Origin of the sequence: Paeniglutamicibacter selenitireducens, assembly GCF_051550675.1 — a bacterium.
Classification (GTDB): domain Bacteria; phylum Actinomycetota; class Actinomycetes; order Actinomycetales; family Micrococcaceae; genus Paeniglutamicibacter.
The window spans coordinates 172,732-191,492 of the sequence record NZ_JBPULF010000006.1; the positions used below are offsets into that span (position 1 = coordinate 172,732).

An 18,761-nucleotide genomic window follows, 5' to 3' on the forward strand; every position below is an offset into this window, starting at 1 on the left:
TTAGGCAACCTCAGTCTTTCGAGCCATCTTCGCGGCGTAGGCCGCTGCTGCTTCACGAACCCACGAGCCTTCGGCGTGGGCCTGGCGGCGGCGTTCCAAACGCTGGGCATTCACCGGACCGTTGCCGGCGATCACCGCCTTGAATTCCTCCCAGTCCAGTTCCTTGTGGATCCACTGGCCGGACTCTTCGTCGAAGTGCAATTCCGGGTCCGGCAGGGTCAGGCCGAGGACCTTGACCTGCTCGGCGATCATGCCGACGAAACGCTGGCGCAGTTCGTCGTTGGAGAAGCGCTTGATGCGCCATTCCATGGACTGCTTGGAGTTCGGGGACTCGTCATCGGTCGGGCCGAACATCATCAGGGCCGGGGCGTAGAAGCGGTTGATGGCGTCCTGCGCCATCTTCTTCTGTGCCTCGGTGCCGTTGGCGAGCTCGAGCAGGATCTCGAAGCCCTGGCGCTGGTGGAAGGACTCTTCCTTGCACACGCGAACCATGGCACGGCCGTACGGGCCGTAGGAGGCGCGGCACAGCGGAACCTGGTTGGCGATCGCCGCACCATCCACGAGCCAGCCGATGGCCCCCATGTCCGCCCAGGAGCGTGCCGGGTAGTTGAAGATCGAGGAGTACTTCGCGCGTCCGCTGAGCAGCTGCTCGTTGAGCTCGTCGCGCGGGGTACCGAGGGTTTCGGCAGCCGAGTAGAGGTACAGCCCGTGGCCCGCCTCGTCCTGGACCTTTGCCATCAGGATGGCCTTGCGCTTCAGCGACGGAGCGCGGGTGATCCAGTTTGCCTCGGGCTGCATTCCGATGATCTCGGAGTGCGCGTGCTGGGAAACCTGACGCGTGAGCGTCTTACGGTAGGCCTCGGGCATCCAGTCGCGTGGTTCGATGCGGGAATCTTCGGCGATGATCGCGTCGAAACGATCCTTGCCTGCTTGCTCCTCAGGAGAAAGTACCGCGGATAGCTTTCCGCCGCCTTCATTCTGTGCAGCCATAGTGCTCACCTCACTGTGACAAAAAAGTTTATTTACTGACCGTTCGTTCAGAATATGCGGAGGGTCACCTTTTCGTCAATCGGTTACGCGCCAGAATGACCAAACTTCACGCTTGACAGACTTACTAGTTAGACACACAATCTAGTTATGAATACCCCTCCAGCCGCAATCGCCATCGGTCCCGGTGCGAGTCAGGAACCAATGTGGCCCAGCGACTGGATTCGGGCAACGCTGGGGATGTGCGCACTGGGCTCGCTGGAAAGTGGACCTTCCTATGGGTATGCGATCATCACGGCACTTGAGGAAGCCGGTATCGGCAGCATCAAGGGCGGGACGCTCTATCCACTACTGACGCGGTTCGAAGCGGCAGGGCTTCTCACCACAGAGTGGCGCGCCGGGGACGGCGGCCCGGGGCGCAAGTATTTCGCGCTCACTCCGGCAGGCCGGTCGGCATTGCAAGAACAACGAGTGGCCTGGGCACAGTTCACGAAAACCACCAATGACTACCTCACCTCGAACCAACAGGAAGGCGCGCCGTGAATTCCACTGACGAAAAGAAATGGATCAACGACTTCACCATCGAACTACGGGTACGCGAGGTCCGAGGGGATGCCATCGGCGATGCCGTTGCCTCGGTGAAGGAATTCCTGGCGGACTCCGGGCAGGCCCCGCTGGAAGCCTTCGGGACGCCAAGGCAATACGCGGACCAGCTGGACCTGCCCCTCGTCGAAGGTGCCGGCCTACGGCCCGGCGCGACGCTCGCCCCCACGTTGGCGTTCCTGGCACTGTTGGTTAATATTCCCGCTGTCTCCGCACTGGCCGGAGGCACGGAATTGGGCTTCTCGCTTCCGCAACTACTCCTGCTACTGGTTCCGCTACTGGCGGTCGCGACCCTGCCCTTCTACCTCGAGAAACTCGTTCGACGTTTCTGGGCTCCTGTCGTCGCGTGGGGAATTTGCATCGTCGCGGCGGCCTCATCGGCATTCTTTGCACCAACAGCAGGTGGCGTCGCCTGGTTGAGCGTGGACCCATTGGTTGCCGGCGTCCTGTCGGGGCTGATCTTGCTGGCGGCTTCTTTTTGGGGAATGTACGAGACGGCGCACACTCCTGACGACCCGATCGTGGCCCCGCTGACATCCCCCAGAAAATCCTCGTCGATCTCAAATTTCCTGGCTACAGTCCTCCCCCATGCGCTAATACCCCTCGTTGCACTCGGCAACACCGTGGCCACCTTGGCCTCGACCCGATAGCGCACCCTCCGCATTGCGCCGCCTGACCCGGTATCGCCACGGTCCGATATGGCTACATCCGCACCTCGCGAATCATGCGCCACGCAGGCAGCGGCCAAGACGAAAACCTGACACCCGGGCATCGACACCCAGCCCCGCCAGTCCAAGTAAAAAGTCCCCGTGTGCACCGGTTCTCAGTCGGTGCACACGGGGACTCGAGGGCCTTCGGCCCGGATGCGACGAGGAAGCTATGCCCGGGCGCGGCCAAGAATCAGGCGGTCAACGGCAATGCGCCCCGGGCCCGCCAGGGCGATGGCGGCGGCACCGGCAGCCAGGAGCAACACCAGCTCGAACCCTCCGTTCTCAACGAAGATTCCTGCCGGGGCGTGCACCAAGACCAGCGCGCCGAGCATGTTCAGCGCAAGCAGCGCCGCGAAAACGCGGGTCAACACGCCGAGCATCAAGGCGATGCCTCCGACCAGCTCGAGCGTGGCGACGGCCGGCGCCACGAGCGCGGCAGCGGGAACGCCCATCTGGCCGAAGGCGGCAGTCGTCCCGTCCAGGGTGAACTGGACGTACTTTTGCCAACCGTGCGCGGCGAAGAGGAATCCGACAACAACGCGCAGGATCGTCTGGGCGGCCGTTGCCAGGTTCAGGTTTTTCGAAGAGGCATTCATGGATGTGTCCTTCTTGATAGTGGGGCACCGTCTCCACTCGCGGCGGAATGGCGCTGCGAGCCGGGGCGATCCGGCCGCAATGTCCCATCAAGCCTCGCATTATTTTGATTGAAGTTTCAACCATTGTGATATTTGCCTCGGTTCATGTGACGTCGTGTTGCCGATGCCCGAGTCCCTCCCCCAGTACCTTTGCCGCATCCCTATGTCGGGGCTTCGCTATCGCTTGTGGCGAAACGCCATGCCGGTGGAGGATCTTTGCAGCTTGGAACGGCAACATGGGAACCATGAGCTCTCGCAGTGCAGTATTTCGCATCGCAACCGCCTTGGCCTTGACGCTTTCCCTGGCCGGTTGCTCTGTCCCGCTGAGCGAAAATTGGGTGAGGTATCCCTTCGCCTCCCCGCCCGAGGGATCCGGGACCGCCGGCGGGGAATCGCCGGACCCTGCGGCGGAGGCGAAGCCCAAGAATGAACGGGTCGCGCCAAACTGCAGCGAGGTGAAGTGCGTCGCCCTGACGTTTGACGACGGACCGGGGAAATACACGCCGGAGCTCCTGGCCCTGCTGGACCAGTACAACGCCAAGGCGACGTTCTTCCTGATCGGACGCAACGTCAAGAAGAACCCGCAGATCGTACGGGACGAGGTCGAAAGGGGACACGAGATCGGCAACCACACGTGGTCCCACGAAGACCTGAACAAAATGTCTCTCAGCGCCGCAAAGCGCGACCTGCAGAAGACCGACGATGCGGTCAAGGACGCGGCAGGAGTCGAACCCACCTTGGTGCGCCCGCCGTTCGGCGCGCTTCCGGCTTCGCTCAAGAAGAACCTCGACGTTCCGATTGCCTTGTGGGACGTCGATACCCTCGACTGGAAAACCCGCGACACCAAATCGACGATCAAGGCAGCGGAGAAGGTCGTTCCCGGCTCGATAGTTTTGATGCACGACATCCACAAGTCGACGATCGAGGCCATGCCCAAGATCCTGAAGGACCTTGACGCCAAGGGCTACCACTTCGTGACCGTCACCGAACTCATCGGCAACCCGAAACCGGGAATCGGATACGGCTCGGGCCAGCGTCCAGGATCCAAGGACTAAGCCACAACTTCCAATCCCCTGCACCGCGACAAAGCTGCGCCGCGCCCGTTTGCCGGGCACGGCGCACGCTACGCCCAGGCCTTGGCTAGAGCACCTTGGAAAGGAATTCCTTGGTGCGCTCCTGCTGCGGGTTCCCGAAGAGGTCCGCGGGCCTGCCCGACTCGCAGACCACGCCGTCAGCCATGAAGACCACCCTGTCGCCGATCTCCTTCGCGAACCCCATTTCGTGCGTCACCAGGACCATGGTCATGCCCTCGGCCGCCAGGTCTCGGATCACCTGCAGCACCTCGCCGACCATTTCCGGGTCCAGTGCGCTGGTGGCTTCGTCGAAGAGCATGATGCCCGGGCTCATCGCCAGGGCCCGGGCAATGGCGACACGCTGCTTCTGGCCGCCGGACAAGGAAGCGGGGCGCACGTTGGCCTTCGCCTCGAGCCCCACCCTAGCCAGGAGCTTGAGCGCCTGGGCCTTGGCCTCCTCCTTTGTCGCCTTCTTGAGCTCCACCGGTGCCAGCATGATGTTCTCCACCACCGACATGTGCGGGAACAGGTTGAAGTGCTGGAACACCATGCCCACGTGGCGGCGGACCTCATTGATGTCGACCTTCGGGTCCGTGACGTCGTAGCCGTCCACGATGACGTGCCCGGCCGAGATTTCCTCGAGCTTGTTCAGGCAGCGAAGCAACGTGGACTTCCCGGAGCCCGACGGCCCGATGATGCAGACCACCTCGCCTTCGCCGATCTCCACGTCGATGCCCTTGAGCACCTCGTTGCTGCCGAACGACTTGCGCAGACCCTGCACCGTGATCTTCGCTGGCTTCTGTGTTTCAACGGCTGGTTCACTCACTTGTTGAACCTCCTGTCGGCGTAGTTGGCCAATTTGGTCAGGGCCATGATGGCCACGAAGTAGATGGCGCCCACGATCAGCAGCGTCTCCGTGACGCGGAAGTTCGCCGCGTAGATCTGCTGGCCCTGGTAGAGGAGTTCCGCGAAGCCGATGGCCAGCAGCAACGAGGAGTCCTTCAACATGATGATCAATTGGTTGATCAAGGACGGCGTCATGATCTTGAAGGCCTGCGGGACCACAACCTTCTGCATGGATTTCCCGTAGCCCAGGCCCAGCGAACGCGAGGCCTCGAGCTGCCCGGGATCCACCGACTGGATGCCGCCACGCACGATCTCCGCAACATAGGCACCGGAGTTCAGCGACAGGGTCAGCACGCCCGCCACCCAGATGTTGATCGGCTGCCCTGTCAGTTGCGGGATGCCGAAGTAGAACATGAAGGCCCAGAGAAGCAGCGGGGTTCCCCGGAAGACGTTTACGAACGTTGTGGCGATTCCGCGCAGCACGATGTTGCGCGAGATCTTCATGAAACCGGCCAACAGGCCGATCGCCATTGCCACGACAAAGGAAATGGCCGTCACCAGCAAGGTGTTCTTCAGGCCGCTCATCAGCGCAGGGAAGGACTTCACCAGCAGGTCCATGAAGCTCGTGGGCACTGCCGCCGTGGGGTTCGCCAGGTACTTGTCCAAAATATTTTGGTACTCCCCGCTGGCCTTGAGCTTCGCCAGCCCGTCGTTGAAGGACGCCAGCAAGGCCGTGTTCTTCCCCTTGTTCACGGCGAATCCGTACGAGCCGCCGGGCACCTTGTCGGTGACCGTCTTCAGCCCGTTGTTCTGCGCCACGCCGTAGGCGAGCACCGGGTAGTCGTCGAACACCGCCACCGCCGAACCTGCCTTGACCGATTCGTACATGGTCGCCGACTGGTCCAGCGGCTTTACGGTGAATCCATACTGGTCGGCGATCGACTTGGCGTAAGCCTCGCCCTCGGACCCGGTCTTGGCCACGACGGTCTTTCCACGGAGGTCCTCGTAGCCCTTGATGGTGTCGTCGTTCTTGGCCACCGCCATCTGGACGCCGGACTCGAAGTACGGCTCGGAGAAGTCGTAGACCTGCTTGCGTTCGTCGGTGATCGACATGCCCGCGATCACGCCGTCCACCTGGTTGGAGCTCAGGGCCTGGAGGGCCGCGTTGAAGCCGAGGGAGCGGATTTCAACCTCGAATCCTCCCTCCTTGGCGATTGCCCTGATCAGGTCCATGTCGATGCCGGTCAGCTCCCCGTTCTCCCTGAACTCGAAGGGTGCGAACGTGGTGTCGGTTCCGATGATGAAGGTCTTGCCCGCGACCGAGTCGTCCGTGGTTGCCGCCCAGGCGGTGCCGGCTCCGCCGAGCAGCAGGACCAGGCCCAACGCGGTGGCGAGCACGGTCTTGAATCGGGCTCCGGGACCACCTCTTCCAAGTGCTGTTTTCACGTGTTTTCACTCTCCCGATGCTGGATGCGTCCGCCGTGGTGCGGCGGATGTAACACGCGACAAAGCATAGGTGCATCGGGTTCCCAAGAACACTGCCGGAAGCCCCTAAAACGGCGATCTTCTCCGAGTCTTTACCGGCGTTCCGTGCCGGCATTCCGAGCGGGCGGCCCGACGACCGCGGCGGACCGCCCGGAAGTGCGCGGGCCGCTACAGGGCGGGGGCCAGGACGCCGGGAAGTGAGAAGTCCCCACGGCGCACGAAGCGCATTCCCCCGGGGCCGCGCAGTGCGCTGGCCCCGCGCCCGTCGAACTCGAAACGGATGGGTTCCCGGTAGCCGCCGAAGCCGTTGGGGTCGGCCGATTTCAGGGTGTTCCCGTCGACGAATTCCAGCGGCAACGTGGTCTTCGGGTCGATCGCGGCCCCTGGCTCGAGCATGTACAGCTTGCCGCCCAGCTCCACGACGTCCTGCAGTCCCCACAGCGCGGCAAAGCGGCCCGTGAAGCGGGCTATCGTTTCCGGGTCGACGCCGACGTAGGACTCCGGTGCTGCCCGTTCGGCGAGCGCCGCCAGGGCCATGAGCTTTTCTCCCCAGGAGGTCGCGGCACCGTCGACGGCGTTGCTGAGCACGCTGAGCACCACACCGGTTTCCGGGACGACCCAGGAACGGGTGATGTGCCCCGGGTACCCGCCGCTGTGGCCAAAGGTGTCCCGGTCCTGCACCTTCTGCAGGATGAGCCCGAGTCCGTAGCCTCGTCCCGCGACGCCCGACTCCTCCACTTGGCGCTGCATGAGGCGCTTGGAATCGTCGGTGAGCACGCTCGGTGCGGCACCGAGCAGGTGGGAGGAGAAGTAGGCGACCATGTCGCTGGCCGTGGAGTAGAAGCCGGTGGCGGCGGCCAGCGAGCCGGTGTGGACGTGTTCGATCTCGGTCCGGGCTTCCAGGGAGTGGTCGGTGCCGGCCAGCACCAGCGGCCCGTAGCCCGCGGCGAGTTCCGGAGCGCGTGCGTCAAGGTCCACTCCCGTGTCCCACAGTCCCAGCGGGACGAGGATGCGTTCGGTGACGAACCCTTCGTAGTCCCGGCCGCTGGCCGCTTCGATGGCCAGGCCCAACAACCCGTAGCCGATGTTCGTGTACTTGAAGTGCTCGTTGCGTTCCAGGACCTTCGAGGCCCTGGCGATTTCCAGCAGCTCGGCCTTCGGCGGGAAGGGCCGCCCCAGGGCCCAGAAGTCTGCGTTTTCGCTGTCCCTGATGATGCCGCCGGAGTGCGAGAGCAGTTCGCGGACGGTGACGCCGGAAACCTCGCAGCCGGCCAGCTCGGGCACCAGGTCCCCGAGCCTGTCCTCGAGGGAGAGGACGCCGTCCTGGCACAGGATCATGACGGCCGTGGCGGTGAAGGTCTTGGAGTGCGAGGCGACCCTGAAGAGGTGCCCTTCGGTCAGTGGCGCGGACCTGCCCAGGTGCGCGAACCCGCCGCTGAAGGCGCCGAGCAGTGTGCCGTCAACGCCCACCGCGCACTGGAAACCCGGCTGCCGGGACACCGCGCGGTCGACTTCGAGGAAGCCCGGGGCGTACCGCAGCACCGATTCCCAGACGGCAACGGCTGGATTCGCCTCCGGATCGGTCTCGATAGGGGTGGCTGTGGAGGTCCGCGCTTCGCTCATGTGGACATCCTGCCATGTCGTATAGCGTTTTAGGCGGAGGCTTTGAGTGCTTCGCATCCGGTGCGGTGGATCCGTAAGCTCGACTCATGATCGATTCCCCCAGCGCGGCAACTGATGCCGCATCGTCTCCGCCTACTACGCGTTCCACGCCCTGGAACCCCTATGCGGTGGCCCTGTGGATCCTGACCGGAGCCCTGTTCATGACCGCGGCCATCCTGCAGCGCGTGGGCGCGGAGAAATCGTGGGTTCCGCACGGGACCGGTTACAACGAGTCATTCACGTTCGATCCTTCGGTGCTGTCCACCTACAACTTCGCGGCCTTCACCTTCGTGGTTCTCGGGGTGCTGTGCCTGCTGGCCACGTTGCTGCTGCACGCCGCCCGGTGGAAACCCGCCGCGTCCTGATCCACCCCCTGCGATTCCGGCCCGGACCGGCCCCGTCCCCCCGGGTACGCATGGGCGGGTTTGTACGCGGTGGGCGTAGCAGCGCACGCGCGGGCCGGGCGTCGGATTGAATAGGAGCATGAGCCACGCAGAGCAGACTCCCCAGCCGCCAGTCACCCCCAAGGTCCCCGTCACGCGAACCCACCATGGGGACACGTTCATCGACGACTACGAATGGTTGCGCGAGAAGGACAGCCCCGAGGTGCTTGAGCACCTCCGCGCGGAAAACGCCTACGCGGAAGCCGTGACGGCCAACCAGGAATCCCTGCGCGAGGCGATCTTCCAGGAAATCAAGGAACGCACCGTGGAAACCGACTTGTCGGTCCCCGCCCGCAAGCGCGGCTGGTGGTACTTCACCCGGACCGCCGAGGGGTCGCAGTACCCGATCCACTGCCGCGTTGCCGCAACCGACACCGGCGACACGGCCGCCGACTGGACTCCCCCGGCCATCGAGGCCGGAACGGCGATCGAGGGCGAGCAGGTGCTGCTCGACGGAAACCTCGAGGCCGAAGGCAAGCCGTTCTTCTCCCTCGGTGGCCTGAGCGTCAGCGAGGACGGCAACCTGCTGGCCTACGCCCAGGACAACGCCGGCGACGAGCGCTTCACCCTGCGCATCAAGGACCTCACCACCGGGGAGCTGCTGCCCGACGTCATCGAGAACGTCTTCTACGGCCTGTGCTTCTCCCCCGACGGCACCCGCCTGTTCTACACGGTCGTCGACGAGTCCTGGCGCCCGCACCAGATCAAGGCCCACACCCTGGGCACCGACCCGGAAAACGACACCGTCATCCTCCAGGAAGACGACCCGGGCATGTGGCTGGGCTTCGACCTGTCCGCGGACCGCACCGAGCTGATGATCGCGATCGGCAACTCCGAATACTCCGAAACCCTGGCCCTTGACCTGGCCGACGAGAATGCCGTCCCGGCCATGCTGCTCTCCCGCGAGCACCGGATCCTCCACTCGATCGACCCGATCACCCTCGACGGCGGGCGCGCCTACGTGATCACCCACGACCGCGGCGCGCTGAACAACATGGTCTCGCTGCTTCGCGCCGACCAGCTCTCGCTGCCCTACGAGCAGCAGGAATGGGCCACCGTGCTGGGCCACCAGGACACCGTGAAGGTGGAGGGCACCGCCGCCACGGCAACGCACCTGCTCATCGCCGTCCGCAAGGACACCACCGAACGCGTACAGATCCTGCCGCTGGCCGGCCTGGGCACCGACGCGCAGCAGCCGGCCGTGGAACCGGCCTTCGACGAGGAGCTCTACACCGCTTCCCTGGCCAACGCCGAGCTCGAGGCCCCGATGGTCAGGCTCTCCTACACCTCCGACTTCACCCCGCCACGCGTCTACGACTACACCCTGGCCGACGGCACGCTGACCCTGCGCAAGCAGACCCAGGTCAACAACTACGACCCCGCCGACTACCTGGCGACCCGCGAATGGGCCACCGCCGCCGACGGCACCCGGATCCCGCTGACCATCCTGCGCCGCGCCGGGATCACCAACGAGTCCCCCAACCCGGTGCTCGTCTACGGCTACGGCAGCTACGAGGCGTCCATGGACCCGGGCTTCGGCATCCCCCGCCTCTCGCTGCTCGACCGCGGCGTCGTCTTCGTCATCGCCCACGTGCGCGGCGGCGGCGAGCTGGGCCGCCAGTGGTACCTGGACGGCAAGAAGCTGGCCAAGAAGAACACCTTCACCGACTTCGTCGACGCCACCAAACACCTGCTGGAATCCGGCTGGGCCGACCCGTCCCGCGTGGTGGCCCTCGGCGGTTCGGCCGGCGGCCTGCTCATGGGCGCCGTCGCGAACCTTGCCCCGCAGCTCTACACCGGCATCATCGCCCAGGTGCCGTTCGTCGACGCGCTGACCTCCATCCTGGATCCGGAGCTGCCGCTCTCGGCCCTGGAGTGGGAGGAATGGGGCAATCCGATCGAGGACGCCGACGTCTACGCGTACATGAAGTCCTACACCCCCTACGAGAACGTCGCGGCCCTGCCCTACCCGAAGATCGCCGCCGTCACCTCGCTGAACGACACCCGCGTGCTCTACGTCGAACCGGCCAAGTGGGTCGCCAAGCTGCGCGAGGAAACCACCGGCGGGGAGCCGATCATCATGAAGATCGAAATGGACGGCGGCCACGGCGGCGCCTCGGGGCGCTACGAGGGCTGGAAGACCCGCGCCTGGGACTACGCCTTCGCGCTCGACACCCTGGGCCTGAACCCGGCCGGCGCTTGAGCACACCGGAAATAACCAGCGCGTCCGGCGCGGGGTTCGCAGCGAACCCCGCGTTCCGGGCGCTGCTCACCGATGCCTCGGATGCCACAGGTGCACGGCTCGACGCCCTGCTTCGGGAAATCGCGGGAATGGAGCTCCTGGTGGTGCCGGGCCCGCAGGGCGACCCGCAGGCACTTGCCGTCTACCGGCGGCTCGATGCCTACGCCGTGGAAATCGAATACCTGGCTGTCGCCCCGGCCCTGCGCCGGCAGGGAACGGCCCGCGCCCTGGTGCACCGGGTCCGGGAGCTGGAGGCCGCCATGGTCGTGGCACGCACGGACGACGACGCCATCGGCTTCTACCGTGCCACGGGCTTCCAGTGCAGCGCTTCGGCCCCCGACCCGCGCTGGCCGGGCAGGCGCCGCTATCTCTGCGTGCTGCCGCACCCGCCGCTGGTGCGCAACCCGGAGACCGACTCGTCGTCCGTGGAGTGGGTCAGCGGCTCCCCCGAACCGGTGCAGGTCGCGGTCGTCGAACCCCGGAGTTCCTGGGCCGCCGACTTCGCCGCGCTGGCAGGGATCATCACTACCGCACTGGGCACCCGGGCGCTGGCCGTGGAGCACCTGGGTTCGACGTCCGTGCAGGGCCTGCCCGCCAAGCCGGTCATCGACGTGGTTCTGACAGTGCCGGATCCCGGCACGGAGGGCGAATACGTACCGGACCTGCTCGCCGCCGGGTTCGCCCTGCGGCTGCGCGAACCGGGCTGGTACGGCCACCGGCTGCTGGTCGCCGCCCGGGACAGCGGGCTCCCCACGGTGAACCTGCATGTCTTTGCCCCGGGCAGCCCGGAAACCTCCCGCATGCGCTCCTACCGGGACTGGTTGCGCGCGCATCCGGATGACCGGGACGACTACGCGCGCATCAAGTCCGCGGCGGCCCAAGAGGTCAATGCGCGGGGCGGCGGCACCGCACTGGTCATGGACTACAACGCGGTCAAGGAACCCTTCATCCGGGAGCTGTACGCCCGGATCTACGCGGACTGATCCTTGGCGCATGTCGCTGGCCCCGGGGCATTCCGGGGCCACCGGCTCGCTTGCATCAACCCTGGGCGCTGCTCCGGGCATCCGTTGTGGTGCTATCGGTTTCGGCCGCCTTCGCCAACTTGATTCCGTCACGGACCGCCGCGCGGACCACAAAATAGAGTGCATAGAGCGCAATTGCTGCAACGACAACGCTGAGGACCATTCCGGAAATCATTTCACCCGTCATGCGCCAGAGCCTACCGGTCCGGGGCCTTGAACCGCGTCCATTCGACGTCGGTGCCATCATGTCATGGCGCGGTTTAGCCCCCGTTCACGATCAGGGCAGCGCCAATCCGGTTTGCGGACGAACCCCACAGTGATGTGTCCCCTGCGAGCAATGCCGGGGACACTTCATGGCGGTTCCATGGGCCGGCGCGGCCCGACCCGGAGTCTATCCGCCTTGGTGCTGCACCTCGTGCGATGCCTTCACGCTCGGCTTCATGGCCAGGATGGTGGCCACGAAGGCGGCGCCGCCGGCGATCCACGCCGTCAGGGCGGGTACGTTCATGCCCGCAAAGTAGCCAAGCCCCGGCACCAGGACGGCGATAAGCGCGGCGAGCAGCTGCCCGGCCTCGATTCCGTAGAGGTTGGGTCCGGCCAGGTTGATCGACCCGACGATGACCAGCAGGACGCCGGAGGTGATCATCAGCGGAACCGAATTGCCGATCGGCTCGCTCCACAGCGGTGTCAGCGCAATGGCCAGGCCTGCGACAACCACGGTCCAGTCTTCCCAACGATGCCATTTACGCATGGTTTCCCAGCTCCTTAGGTTTACGGAGAATCCTCCACTCTCGAGTCTGCCCCGGGAGCGGGCGCCTCAGGTAGGGGCTTTCGTCCCGCGCGCGGGCGGGCCATCCGGCACGCGCCGCCGGTTCTCCTGCATTTCGCCCGGCGGCCGGCCGAAAGGCCCATGTGGCATCCCGAAGTCCGCAGTCAGGGGTCGCTCTGGACGTATCGATTCCAATGGCGCGAAATCATGCGCGGTCGGTTGCAAAATGACGCCGTTCGGACGCTCGCGTCTTGACTTATCTCACATTTCAGGATTACCTAATGATCGTTCGGTAAATAACTGAAGGGACCTTCATGAGCGACATCGACGTCGACGCACCGTTAATGCATCCCATCCTGAAGAACGACTATGCCACCCAATGGATGGGCATTGAAGTGACGAAGGTTGCCGACGGCCATGCGACCATCACCATGAAGCTCCGCCAGGAAATGCTCAACGGTTTCGGGATCGCCCACGGCGGGATGATCTTCGCCTTCGCAGACACAGCGTTCGCACTCTCCTGCAACCCGCACACCGGCTCAGCGGACTCCATCACGGTGGCCGCCGGCGTGGACATCAACTTCTTGAAGCCCGGCATCCCCGGGCGGTTGCTCACTGCTGTCGCCAACCGCCGCCAGCAGTCCGGCCGCAGCGGCATCTACGACATCCAGGTTTTCCAGTCGGTTCCCGGCGGCGAGGACGAGGTCCTCGCCGAGTTCCGCGGCCGTTCGCGCACCATCCCCAAGCGCTCCTAGTTTCACCCGTTCCATTCCTCCCGTTCCCCACTGCACGATAGGCCTTGAAATGACCCAGACCTCCACCCGGATCGAGCTTCCAAATCCGTTGGATCCTGAAGAAACCATGAGCCGCGACCAGATCGAATCGATCCAGCTCGCGCGCCTCCAGGACACCTTGGCCTACGCCTACGACCGCGTGCCGCTGTACCGGGAGAAATACGACGCCGCGGGCGTCCACCCGACGGACCTGAAGGAACTCTCGGACCTCGCCAAGTTCCCCTTCACCGAGAAGGAGGACCTGCGCAAGACCTACCCGTTCGGCATGTTCGCCGTGCCGCAGCACGAGGTCGCACGCATCCATGCTTCCTCCGGCACCACCGGCCGCGCCACCGTCGTCGGCTACACCCAGTCCGACCTCGACGACTGGGCCAAGCTCGGCGCCCGCTGCCTGCGCCTCTCCGGTGTGAAGCCCGGCTGGAAGGTACACAACGCCTACGGCTACGGCCTGTTCACCGGCGGCCTCGGCGCCCACGCCGCAGCCGAACGCCTGGGCACCACCGTGATCCCGATGTCCGGCGGACAGACCGAAAAGCAGATCACCCTGATCCAGGACTTCCAGCCCGACGCGATCCTCTGCACCCCGACCTACCTGCTGACCATCGGCGATGCCATGCAGCGCCAGGGCCTGGACCCGCGCAAGACCTCGCTGAAGACCGCGGTCCTGGGCGCCGAGCCGTGGACCGAGGAAATGCGCCACGAGCTCGAGGTCATGTTCGACCTCGACGCCTGCGACATCTACGGCCTCTCGGAAGTCATGGGCCCGGGCGTCGCCGGGGAGTCCAACGAGACCAAGGACGGCAGCCACATCTGGGAGGACCACTTCCGCCCGGAGATCATCGATGCCTTCGACGAGACCCAGGTCCTGCGCGATGGCGAGCACGGCGAACTCGTCTTCACCTCGCTGACCAAGCAGGCGTTGCCGATCATCCGCTACCGCACCCACGACCTCACCCGCCTGCTGCCCGGCACCGCCCGCGAAGGCCACCGCCGCATGGGCCGGATCACCGGACGCAGCGATGACATGATCATCCTGCGCGGCGTGAACCTGTTCCCGTCCCAGATCGAGGAACTGGCGCTGAAGGTCCCGGGGCTCTCCCCGCACTTCCAGCTGGAGATCACACGGCCGGACCGCATGGACCAGCTGGCCGTCCGCATCGAGCGCCGCGAGGACTGCACCAGCGACCGCGCGGAAGCCGCCTCGAAGGAACTGGCCAAGCTCATCAAGATCCACGTCGGCTCCTCCTGCCAGATCGCCGTCGTCGATCCCGGCACGCTGGCCCGCTCCTCGGGCAAGCTGCGCCGCATCTACGACCTGCGCAACAAGTAGGAAGCGCCGCGACGTCGGGGCGGGAACCGGTACGAGGTTCCCGCCCCGACGCGCATCACCCGGCACGGGTCCGTGCCGACTTCGTGAAAGAATGGCTGACCATGACCACCAGTGCAATGAAGCCCCCGGCAAGCAAGCGGGGACGTCCCGGCTACGACCAGGAGTCGGTACTTTCGATTGCCGTTGAGGTCTTCAACAAGCACGGCTACGACGCCACGTCCATGGGCAAGCTCGCCGAAAACCTCGGCATCAGCAAATCCGCGATATACCACCATGTGCCCTCCAAGGGCGACCTGCTGCGCCTTGCCCTCGACGAGGCCCTGGTGCCGCTGGAGGCCATCGCCGAGGACGAACGCGCCACGGCCGGAAATGCCGAGGAACGCCTGAAGTTCTTCCTGCGCTCCACCATCCGGGTGCTTGTCGAACGCCAGCAGTACGTCACGCTGCTGCTGCGCCTGCGCGGCAACACCGAGATCGAACGCGATGCCCTGGACCGCCGGCGCGCCGTGGACCGCCGGGTCTCGGACCTGGTCATCGAGGCGCAACAGGAAGGCTCGCTGCGCAGCGACATCGACCCGCGCACCACCACGCGCCTGCTCTTCGGCACCATCAACTCGCTGGTCGAGTGGTTCCGCGAGGACGGAAACGTCACGGCCGAACAAGTCGAGGAACACGCCATCACCATGATGTTCGAAGGGCTGCACAAGAGCGACCGATAGGCGCTTGGTCCTCGTTTCACGCTACGATCGATAGTTGAGGCTCTCGCACCGTCTCACACCCCAATCTTTGTGAATAGGCAGTATTTTTCGTGGACGAACTTTTCTACAACCTCTTCTCCCAGGCGCCGGGCACGGATTCCGGCACCCAGGTATCGCTTTTCGCGGTATCCGCGCTGCTCAGCTGCATCGCCATGGTCTTGCTGGCCCGCCGCAACGACCTGGGTTGGTGGGCACAGATCCTCGCCGTTTTCGCCGGGCCCGTCGTGGTGTCCCTGCAGTACGAAATCTCGATGCTCGTCTACGCGATCCCGGCCATGGGAGCCGCGGCGTTCGGCCTATGGCGCTTCTCCAAGTACGAGATGTCGGGCCGCTTTGGCCGTGCGGTGGTCCGCCGGGCATTCTCGGTGAAGTCCTTGCTCGTCGGCCTTGGCCTGTTCCTGGTGGTCGGTGCCCTGCGCTTGGGACGGATGCTCACCACCGGCTTCATCTTCGGTGAAGGAACCACGGCCGTGCTGGTGTCGCTGCTGGCCGAGGCCGCCCTGGTGGTGGCGCTGGTCGGCATCGCCTGCGGCTACCGCTGGGCTTGGCTTGCCGCCAGTGCCGCGGGCATCGTCTATGTCGCGGTCCTCTTCGGCAGCAACCCCGCTCTGGCACTGCTGGGCGTCACGGTCTTCCAGGTGCTGGCCGGCCTCTACGGCTGGTTCGTGTGGCGCGAGCTGCCCGCCGCCGAGGCCTCGGCGGCGGAGTCCGACGCGGGCTCCGAGTACCCGCCGAGCCCCTACGCCGCCTAGCGGACGCGATCACAGAAGGCCCTGGACATCACCAATGTCCAGGGCCTTCTGCCTTCCCGCGGGGCCGGCTAGGGGCCGAGGCGAAGCGGCGCCGCCGCCGGCACCGGGTCATCGCGCAGCCTGGCGTAGGTCTGCACGTCGAAGCGGACAGGCATCCCGTGTTCGTCCAGGTAGCGCAGCTTGGCGCGCTCGATGCCCTCGGGGACAAATCCTGCCTTCACCGCAACGCGCCCCGACGCGGGGTTGTTGACCCGGTGGGCCAGCTCCAGCCGGTACAGCCCCAACTCGCCGAAGCAGTACGCGGCCAAGCCCGCTGCGGCCGCGGAAGCCAGCCCCGTCCCGCGGGCCGAGGGCGTGACCCAGTAGGAAACCCAGGCCGTGTCGTGCCGGTTATCAATCGCCGAGGCCATCACGTGGCCCACGGCAATCCCGTCGATGTCTATCGCGAACGCCACGGCGTCGGGACGGGGGCCGCCTGCCCATGCCTCGAGCCAGCGGCGTGCGGCGGCTTCGGTGTTGACCGACTCTCCGGATTGTCCTGCCATGTCGTCCGTGTCGAAGGCCTCCAGCACCGCCGCGACGTCCGGCTCCGACACGCTCCAGTGCCGCAGCCGGGCCCGTCCCGAAGGTGCTTCGTGGGTGTTCATCCGCCCATCCTAGCGCTGCTCCGCCATCGGATGCCCGCAGGATCCTGCCCGGGCGCGGCCCGGCGCGGGCACCTGCGGAGCATGGATTTGAATCCTGTGTTTGCGGCAATGACAAGTCAAAGTGATCAACGCCGCATTGTTACCGAAGCATTTAGTCGCCCGATACCGCAAGCCGTTGCCCATCATGTACATTTGCCAAAACTTCACAACAGGCTGGGTCCGGCGCGGCACAACGAGGTGCCTCGCCGGGTCCAACGCCTTCACCACTGCCACAGCACAGGAGAACACGCCATGAGCATCCCCACGCAGGAAGCGCAGCACGCCCAGGTTCCACCCGCACTGAAGTCTGCCGGCCACGTCATCGTCGACACATTGGTCGCCCACGGAGTGGAGCGCACCTACGTCATCCCTGGCGAGAGCTACCTTGATGTCCTCGACGGGCTTCACCACTCCCCCATAGAAACCATCGTCTGCCGCCACGAGGGCGGAGCCGCCTACATGGCCGAGGCCGACGGCAAGATGCACCAGCGCCCCGGCATCGCCATGGTCACCCGCGGCCCCGGCGCCGCAAATGCCCACGTCGGCCTGCACACCGCATGGCAGGACTCCACGCCGATGGTGCTGTTCGTCGGCTTGATCCCGTTTGCCCACCGCGACCGCGAGGCCTTCCAGGAGTTCGACATCAAGGGCTGGTTCGACACCGGGGCCAAGCGCGTCATGGTCCTGGACCACGCAGACCGGGCCTCGGAGATCGTCGCCGAGGCGATGTTCGCGGCCATGAGCGGACGCCCGGGCCCGGTGGTCGTCGGCCTTCCCGAGGACATCATCCGCAAGATGGTCGATCCCACCCTGCACCCGGTGATCCCCGTCGCCGCCGGCGGGATGACAGTCACCGACTGGAAACAGCTCAAGTCCGCCCTCAAGGAATCCAGCAAACCGCTCTTCGTGGTGGGCGGCAACGACTGGACAGCGGAGGGCGCAGCAACGCTGACCACCTGGCTGGAGGAGCACAGGATCGCGGCGGCCGTGGAATGGCGCTGCGAGGGCACGGTGCCGTTCAGCTCCCCGTCCTACGTCGGGCCGATCGGCTACGGCCGCCCCAAGCCCACCTACGACCTGCTGGAGGAAACCGACCTGCTGGTCTTCGTGGGGACCGTCCCGGGCGACGTCATCACCGACGGGTTCGTGGTCCGCCAGGACTGGGGCAAGAAGAACTTCCTTGTCACCATCGACCCGTCGCTGCGCGGTCGGTCGGGGCCGGTCTCCCACCAGATCGTCTCCAAGCCCGACGTGTTCGTCCGCGACCTCGTGTTGATGGACCTGGAAGTCAAACCCGAATGGCAGGCGTTCACCGACCGCATGCGCGCCGAGCAGGTCAAGTTCGCGGAGCTGCCGCCTGCCACGCCGTCGGCCGGACCCGCCCGGATGGACACGCTCATGGCCAACCTGGTCCAGGGCCTGCCGGCCGACGCCATGGTCACCCTCGGTGCCGGCGAACACACCAACTGGGCGCACCGCTACTTCCCCACGGAGGAGTACGCGGCCATGCTTTCGGCCCGCAACGGCTCGATGGGATACTCGGTCCCCTCGGCCATCGCGGCGTCGCTGAACTACCCGGGCCGACGCGTCGTCACCATTGCCGGGGACGGCGAGTTCCTGATGAACGGGCAGGAGCTGGCAACGGCCGCCCAGTACGGCGCCACCCCGTTGGTGATCGTCATGGACAACCAGGAATACGGCACCATCCGCACCCACCAGGAACGCCACTACCCCGAGCGCGTCTGCGGCACCCAGCTCAGGAACCCCGACTTCGCGCTGATGGCACAGGCCTTCGGCGGGTTCGGGGTCCGGGTGGAGCGAGATGCCGACGTTCCCGCGGCGCTCGAGGCCGCACTGAAGGCCATCGACGCCGAGGGTACCTTCGCACTGATCCACCTGGTCGTCGAACAGCGCGTCAAGGCCTACTGAGGAGGTCGGCCGGGAACGGGCCGGGGCCCGTTCCC

19 protein-coding genes are annotated in these 18,761 nt (G+C 65.6%); 11 read left to right on the forward strand and 8 right to left on the reverse strand.

The features are described from left to right. Positions 1-990 carry a 1,2-phenylacetyl-CoA epoxidase subunit PaaA gene (gene paaA, locus ACSYDW_RS12320; protein ID WP_438339017.1) on the reverse strand — a complete coding sequence of 330 codons (990 nt, stop codon included), beginning with the start codon at positions 988-990 and terminating at the stop codon, positions 1-3. Between the two features lie 147 nt (positions 991-1,137). Between paaA and ACSYDW_RS12325 the strand changes: the two genes are divergently transcribed. Both ACSYDW_RS12325 and ACSYDW_RS12330 read left to right on the forward strand, forming a co-directional pair. Beyond that, a complete protein-coding gene (locus ACSYDW_RS12325) occupies positions 1,138-1,530 on the forward strand; it encodes a PadR family transcriptional regulator (RefSeq protein WP_438339018.1) in 393 nt (130 codons plus the stop codon). Continuing rightward, positions 1,527-2,240 carry a hypothetical protein gene (locus ACSYDW_RS12330; protein WP_438339019.1) on the forward strand — a complete coding sequence of 238 codons (714 nt, stop codon included), beginning with the start codon at positions 1,527-1,529 and terminating at the stop codon, positions 2,238-2,240. The genes ACSYDW_RS12325 and ACSYDW_RS12330 overlap by 4 nt, the downstream gene beginning before the upstream one ends. Positions 2,241-2,467: 227 nt before the next feature. On the opposite strand, the gene ACSYDW_RS12335 is transcribed toward ACSYDW_RS12330, so the two are convergent. Further along, positions 2,468-2,896 (reverse strand): DoxX family protein, encoded by a 429-nt coding sequence (locus ACSYDW_RS12335; protein WP_438339020.1) that lies wholly within the window; start codon positions 2,894-2,896, stop codon positions 2,468-2,470. 284 nt (positions 2,897-3,180) lie between these two features. On the opposite strand from ACSYDW_RS12335, the gene ACSYDW_RS12340 reads away from it, so the two are divergent. After that, entirely contained in the window at positions 3,181-3,990 is an 810-nt protein-coding gene (locus ACSYDW_RS12340; RefSeq protein WP_438339021.1) for a polysaccharide deacetylase family protein, read from the forward strand. An 85-nt stretch (positions 3,991-4,075) separates the two neighbouring features. On the opposite strand, the gene ACSYDW_RS12345 is transcribed toward ACSYDW_RS12340, so the two are convergent. The 3 genes from ACSYDW_RS12345 to ACSYDW_RS12355 all read right to left on the reverse strand — a co-directional run bounded on the left by ACSYDW_RS12345 (position 4,076) and on the right by ACSYDW_RS12355 (position 7,962). Further along, positions 4,076-4,834 (reverse strand): amino acid ABC transporter ATP-binding protein, encoded by a 759-nt coding sequence (locus ACSYDW_RS12345; RefSeq protein WP_438339022.1) that lies wholly within the window; start codon positions 4,832-4,834, stop codon positions 4,076-4,078. Then, positions 4,831-6,300, reverse strand: a complete 1,470-nt coding sequence (locus ACSYDW_RS12350) for an amino acid ABC transporter substrate-binding protein/permease (protein WP_438339023.1) — start codon at positions 6,298-6,300, stop codon at positions 4,831-4,833. Before ACSYDW_RS12350 ends, ACSYDW_RS12345 begins: the two co-directional genes overlap by 4 nt. Positions 6,301-6,507: 207 nt before the next feature. Next, positions 6,508-7,962 carry a serine hydrolase domain-containing protein gene (locus ACSYDW_RS12355; protein WP_438339024.1) on the reverse strand — a complete coding sequence of 485 codons (1,455 nt, stop codon included), beginning with the start codon at positions 7,960-7,962 and terminating at the stop codon, positions 6,508-6,510. An 86-nt stretch (positions 7,963-8,048) separates the two neighbouring features. Between ACSYDW_RS12355 and ACSYDW_RS12360 the strand changes: the two genes are divergently transcribed. The 3 genes from ACSYDW_RS12360 to ACSYDW_RS12370 all read left to right on the forward strand — a co-directional run bounded on the left by ACSYDW_RS12360 (position 8,049) and on the right by ACSYDW_RS12370 (position 11,669). Then, positions 8,049-8,366, forward strand: coding sequence for a hypothetical protein (locus ACSYDW_RS12360; protein ID WP_438339025.1), 318 nt, complete (start codon positions 8,049-8,051; stop codon positions 8,364-8,366). Positions 8,367-8,484: 118 nt separating this feature from the next. Beyond that, positions 8,485-10,647 (forward strand): S9 family peptidase, encoded by a 2,163-nt coding sequence (locus tag ACSYDW_RS12365; protein ID WP_438339026.1) that lies wholly within the window; start codon positions 8,485-8,487, stop codon positions 10,645-10,647. Next, entirely contained in the window at positions 10,644-11,669 is a 1,026-nt protein-coding gene (locus ACSYDW_RS12370) for a GNAT family N-acetyltransferase (RefSeq protein WP_438339027.1), read from the forward strand. Before ACSYDW_RS12365 ends, ACSYDW_RS12370 begins: the two co-directional genes overlap by 4 nt. Before the next feature lie 55 nt (positions 11,670-11,724). On the opposite strand, the gene ACSYDW_RS12375 is transcribed toward ACSYDW_RS12370, so the two are convergent. Together ACSYDW_RS12375 and ACSYDW_RS12380 are read right to left on the reverse strand one after the other, a co-directional pair. Continuing rightward, on the reverse strand, positions 11,725-11,895 hold the full coding sequence (locus ACSYDW_RS12375) for a DUF6019 family protein (protein WP_438339028.1): 171 nt from the start codon (positions 11,893-11,895) through the stop codon (positions 11,725-11,727). Between the two features lie 204 nt (positions 11,896-12,099). Next, positions 12,100-12,459, reverse strand: coding sequence for a hypothetical protein (locus tag ACSYDW_RS12380; protein ID WP_438339029.1), 360 nt, complete (start codon positions 12,457-12,459; stop codon positions 12,100-12,102). Between the two features lie 332 nt (positions 12,460-12,791). Here ACSYDW_RS12380 and paaI point away from each other — a divergent pair, with 332 nt between their 5' ends. The 4 genes from paaI (at position 12,792) to ACSYDW_RS12400 (ending at position 16,111) form a co-directional block, all read left to right on the forward strand. Next, positions 12,792-13,232 (forward strand): hydroxyphenylacetyl-CoA thioesterase PaaI, encoded by a 441-nt coding sequence (paaI, locus tag ACSYDW_RS12385; protein WP_438339030.1) that lies wholly within the window; start codon positions 12,792-12,794, stop codon positions 13,230-13,232. Between the two features lie 49 nt (positions 13,233-13,281). Beyond that, complete coding sequence (locus ACSYDW_RS12390) at positions 13,282-14,601, forward strand: phenylacetate--CoA ligase family protein (protein WP_438339031.1); 1,320 nt, start codon at positions 13,282-13,284, stop codon at positions 14,599-14,601. Positions 14,602-14,702: 101 nt separating this feature from the next. Then, positions 14,703-15,320, forward strand: coding sequence for a TetR/AcrR family transcriptional regulator (locus ACSYDW_RS12395; protein WP_438339032.1), 618 nt, complete (start codon positions 14,703-14,705; stop codon positions 15,318-15,320). An 89-nt stretch (positions 15,321-15,409) separates the two neighbouring features. Then, on the forward strand, positions 15,410-16,111 hold the full coding sequence (locus tag ACSYDW_RS12400) for a nicotinamide mononucleotide transporter (protein ID WP_438339033.1): 702 nt from the start codon (positions 15,410-15,412) through the stop codon (positions 16,109-16,111). A 68-nt stretch (positions 16,112-16,179) separates the two neighbouring features. On the opposite strand, the gene ACSYDW_RS12405 is transcribed toward ACSYDW_RS12400, so the two are convergent. Further along, the gene (locus tag ACSYDW_RS12405; RefSeq protein ID WP_438339034.1) at positions 16,180-16,758 is read right to left on the reverse strand and encodes a GNAT family N-acetyltransferase; all 579 of its coding nucleotides are present in this window, start codon (positions 16,756-16,758) and stop codon (positions 16,180-16,182) included. A gap of 291 nt (positions 16,759-17,049) precedes the next feature. Here ACSYDW_RS12405 and ACSYDW_RS12410 point away from each other — a divergent pair, with 291 nt between their 5' ends. Further along, on the forward strand, positions 17,050-18,726 hold the full coding sequence (locus ACSYDW_RS12410; RefSeq protein WP_438339035.1) for a thiamine pyrophosphate-dependent enzyme: 1,677 nt from the start codon (positions 17,050-17,052) through the stop codon (positions 18,724-18,726). The last annotated feature ends 35 nt before the right edge of the window (positions 18,727-18,761 follow it).

Excerpts from the sequence above, each read along its gene's own strand:
- ACSYDW_RS12325 (WP_438339018.1), top strand. The coding sequence starts at position 1,138 with ATGAATACCCCTCCAGCCGCAATCGCCATCGGTCCCGGTGCGAGTCAG.
- ACSYDW_RS12405 (WP_438339034.1), bottom strand. The coding sequence starts at position 16,758 with ATGAACACCCACGAAGCACCTTCGGGACGGGCCCGGCTGCGGCACTGG.
- ACSYDW_RS12380 (WP_438339029.1), bottom strand. The coding sequence starts at position 12,459 with ATGCGTAAATGGCATCGTTGGGAAGACTGGACCGTGGTTGTCGCAGGC.
- ACSYDW_RS12365 (WP_438339026.1), top strand. The coding sequence starts at position 8,485 with ATGAGCCACGCAGAGCAGACTCCCCAGCCGCCAGTCACCCCCAAGGTC.
- ACSYDW_RS12395 (WP_438339032.1), top strand. The coding sequence starts at position 14,703 with ATGACCACCAGTGCAATGAAGCCCCCGGCAAGCAAGCGGGGACGTCCC.
- ACSYDW_RS12335 (WP_438339020.1), bottom strand. The coding sequence starts at position 2,896 with ATGAATGCCTCTTCGAAAAACCTGAACCTGGCAACGGCCGCCCAGACG.
- paaA (WP_438339017.1), bottom strand. The coding sequence starts at position 990 with ATGGCTGCACAGAATGAAGGCGGCGGAAAGCTATCCGCGGTACTTTCT.
- ACSYDW_RS12390 (WP_438339031.1), top strand. The coding sequence starts at position 13,282 with ATGACCCAGACCTCCACCCGGATCGAGCTTCCAAATCCGTTGGATCCT.
- ACSYDW_RS12375 (WP_438339028.1), bottom strand. The coding sequence starts at position 11,895 with ATGACGGGTGAAATGATTTCCGGAATGGTCCTCAGCGTTGTCGTTGCA.
- ACSYDW_RS12340 (WP_438339021.1), top strand. The coding sequence starts at position 3,181 with ATGAGCTCTCGCAGTGCAGTATTTCGCATCGCAACCGCCTTGGCCTTG.
- paaI (WP_438339030.1), top strand. The coding sequence starts at position 12,792 with ATGAGCGACATCGACGTCGACGCACCGTTAATGCATCCCATCCTGAAG.
- ACSYDW_RS12360 (WP_438339025.1), top strand. The coding sequence starts at position 8,049 with ATGATCGATTCCCCCAGCGCGGCAACTGATGCCGCATCGTCTCCGCCT.
- ACSYDW_RS12410 (WP_438339035.1), top strand. The coding sequence starts at position 17,050 with ATGAGCATCCCCACGCAGGAAGCGCAGCACGCCCAGGTTCCACCCGCA.
- ACSYDW_RS12355 (WP_438339024.1), bottom strand. The coding sequence starts at position 7,962 with ATGAGCGAAGCGCGGACCTCCACAGCCACCCCTATCGAGACCGATCCG.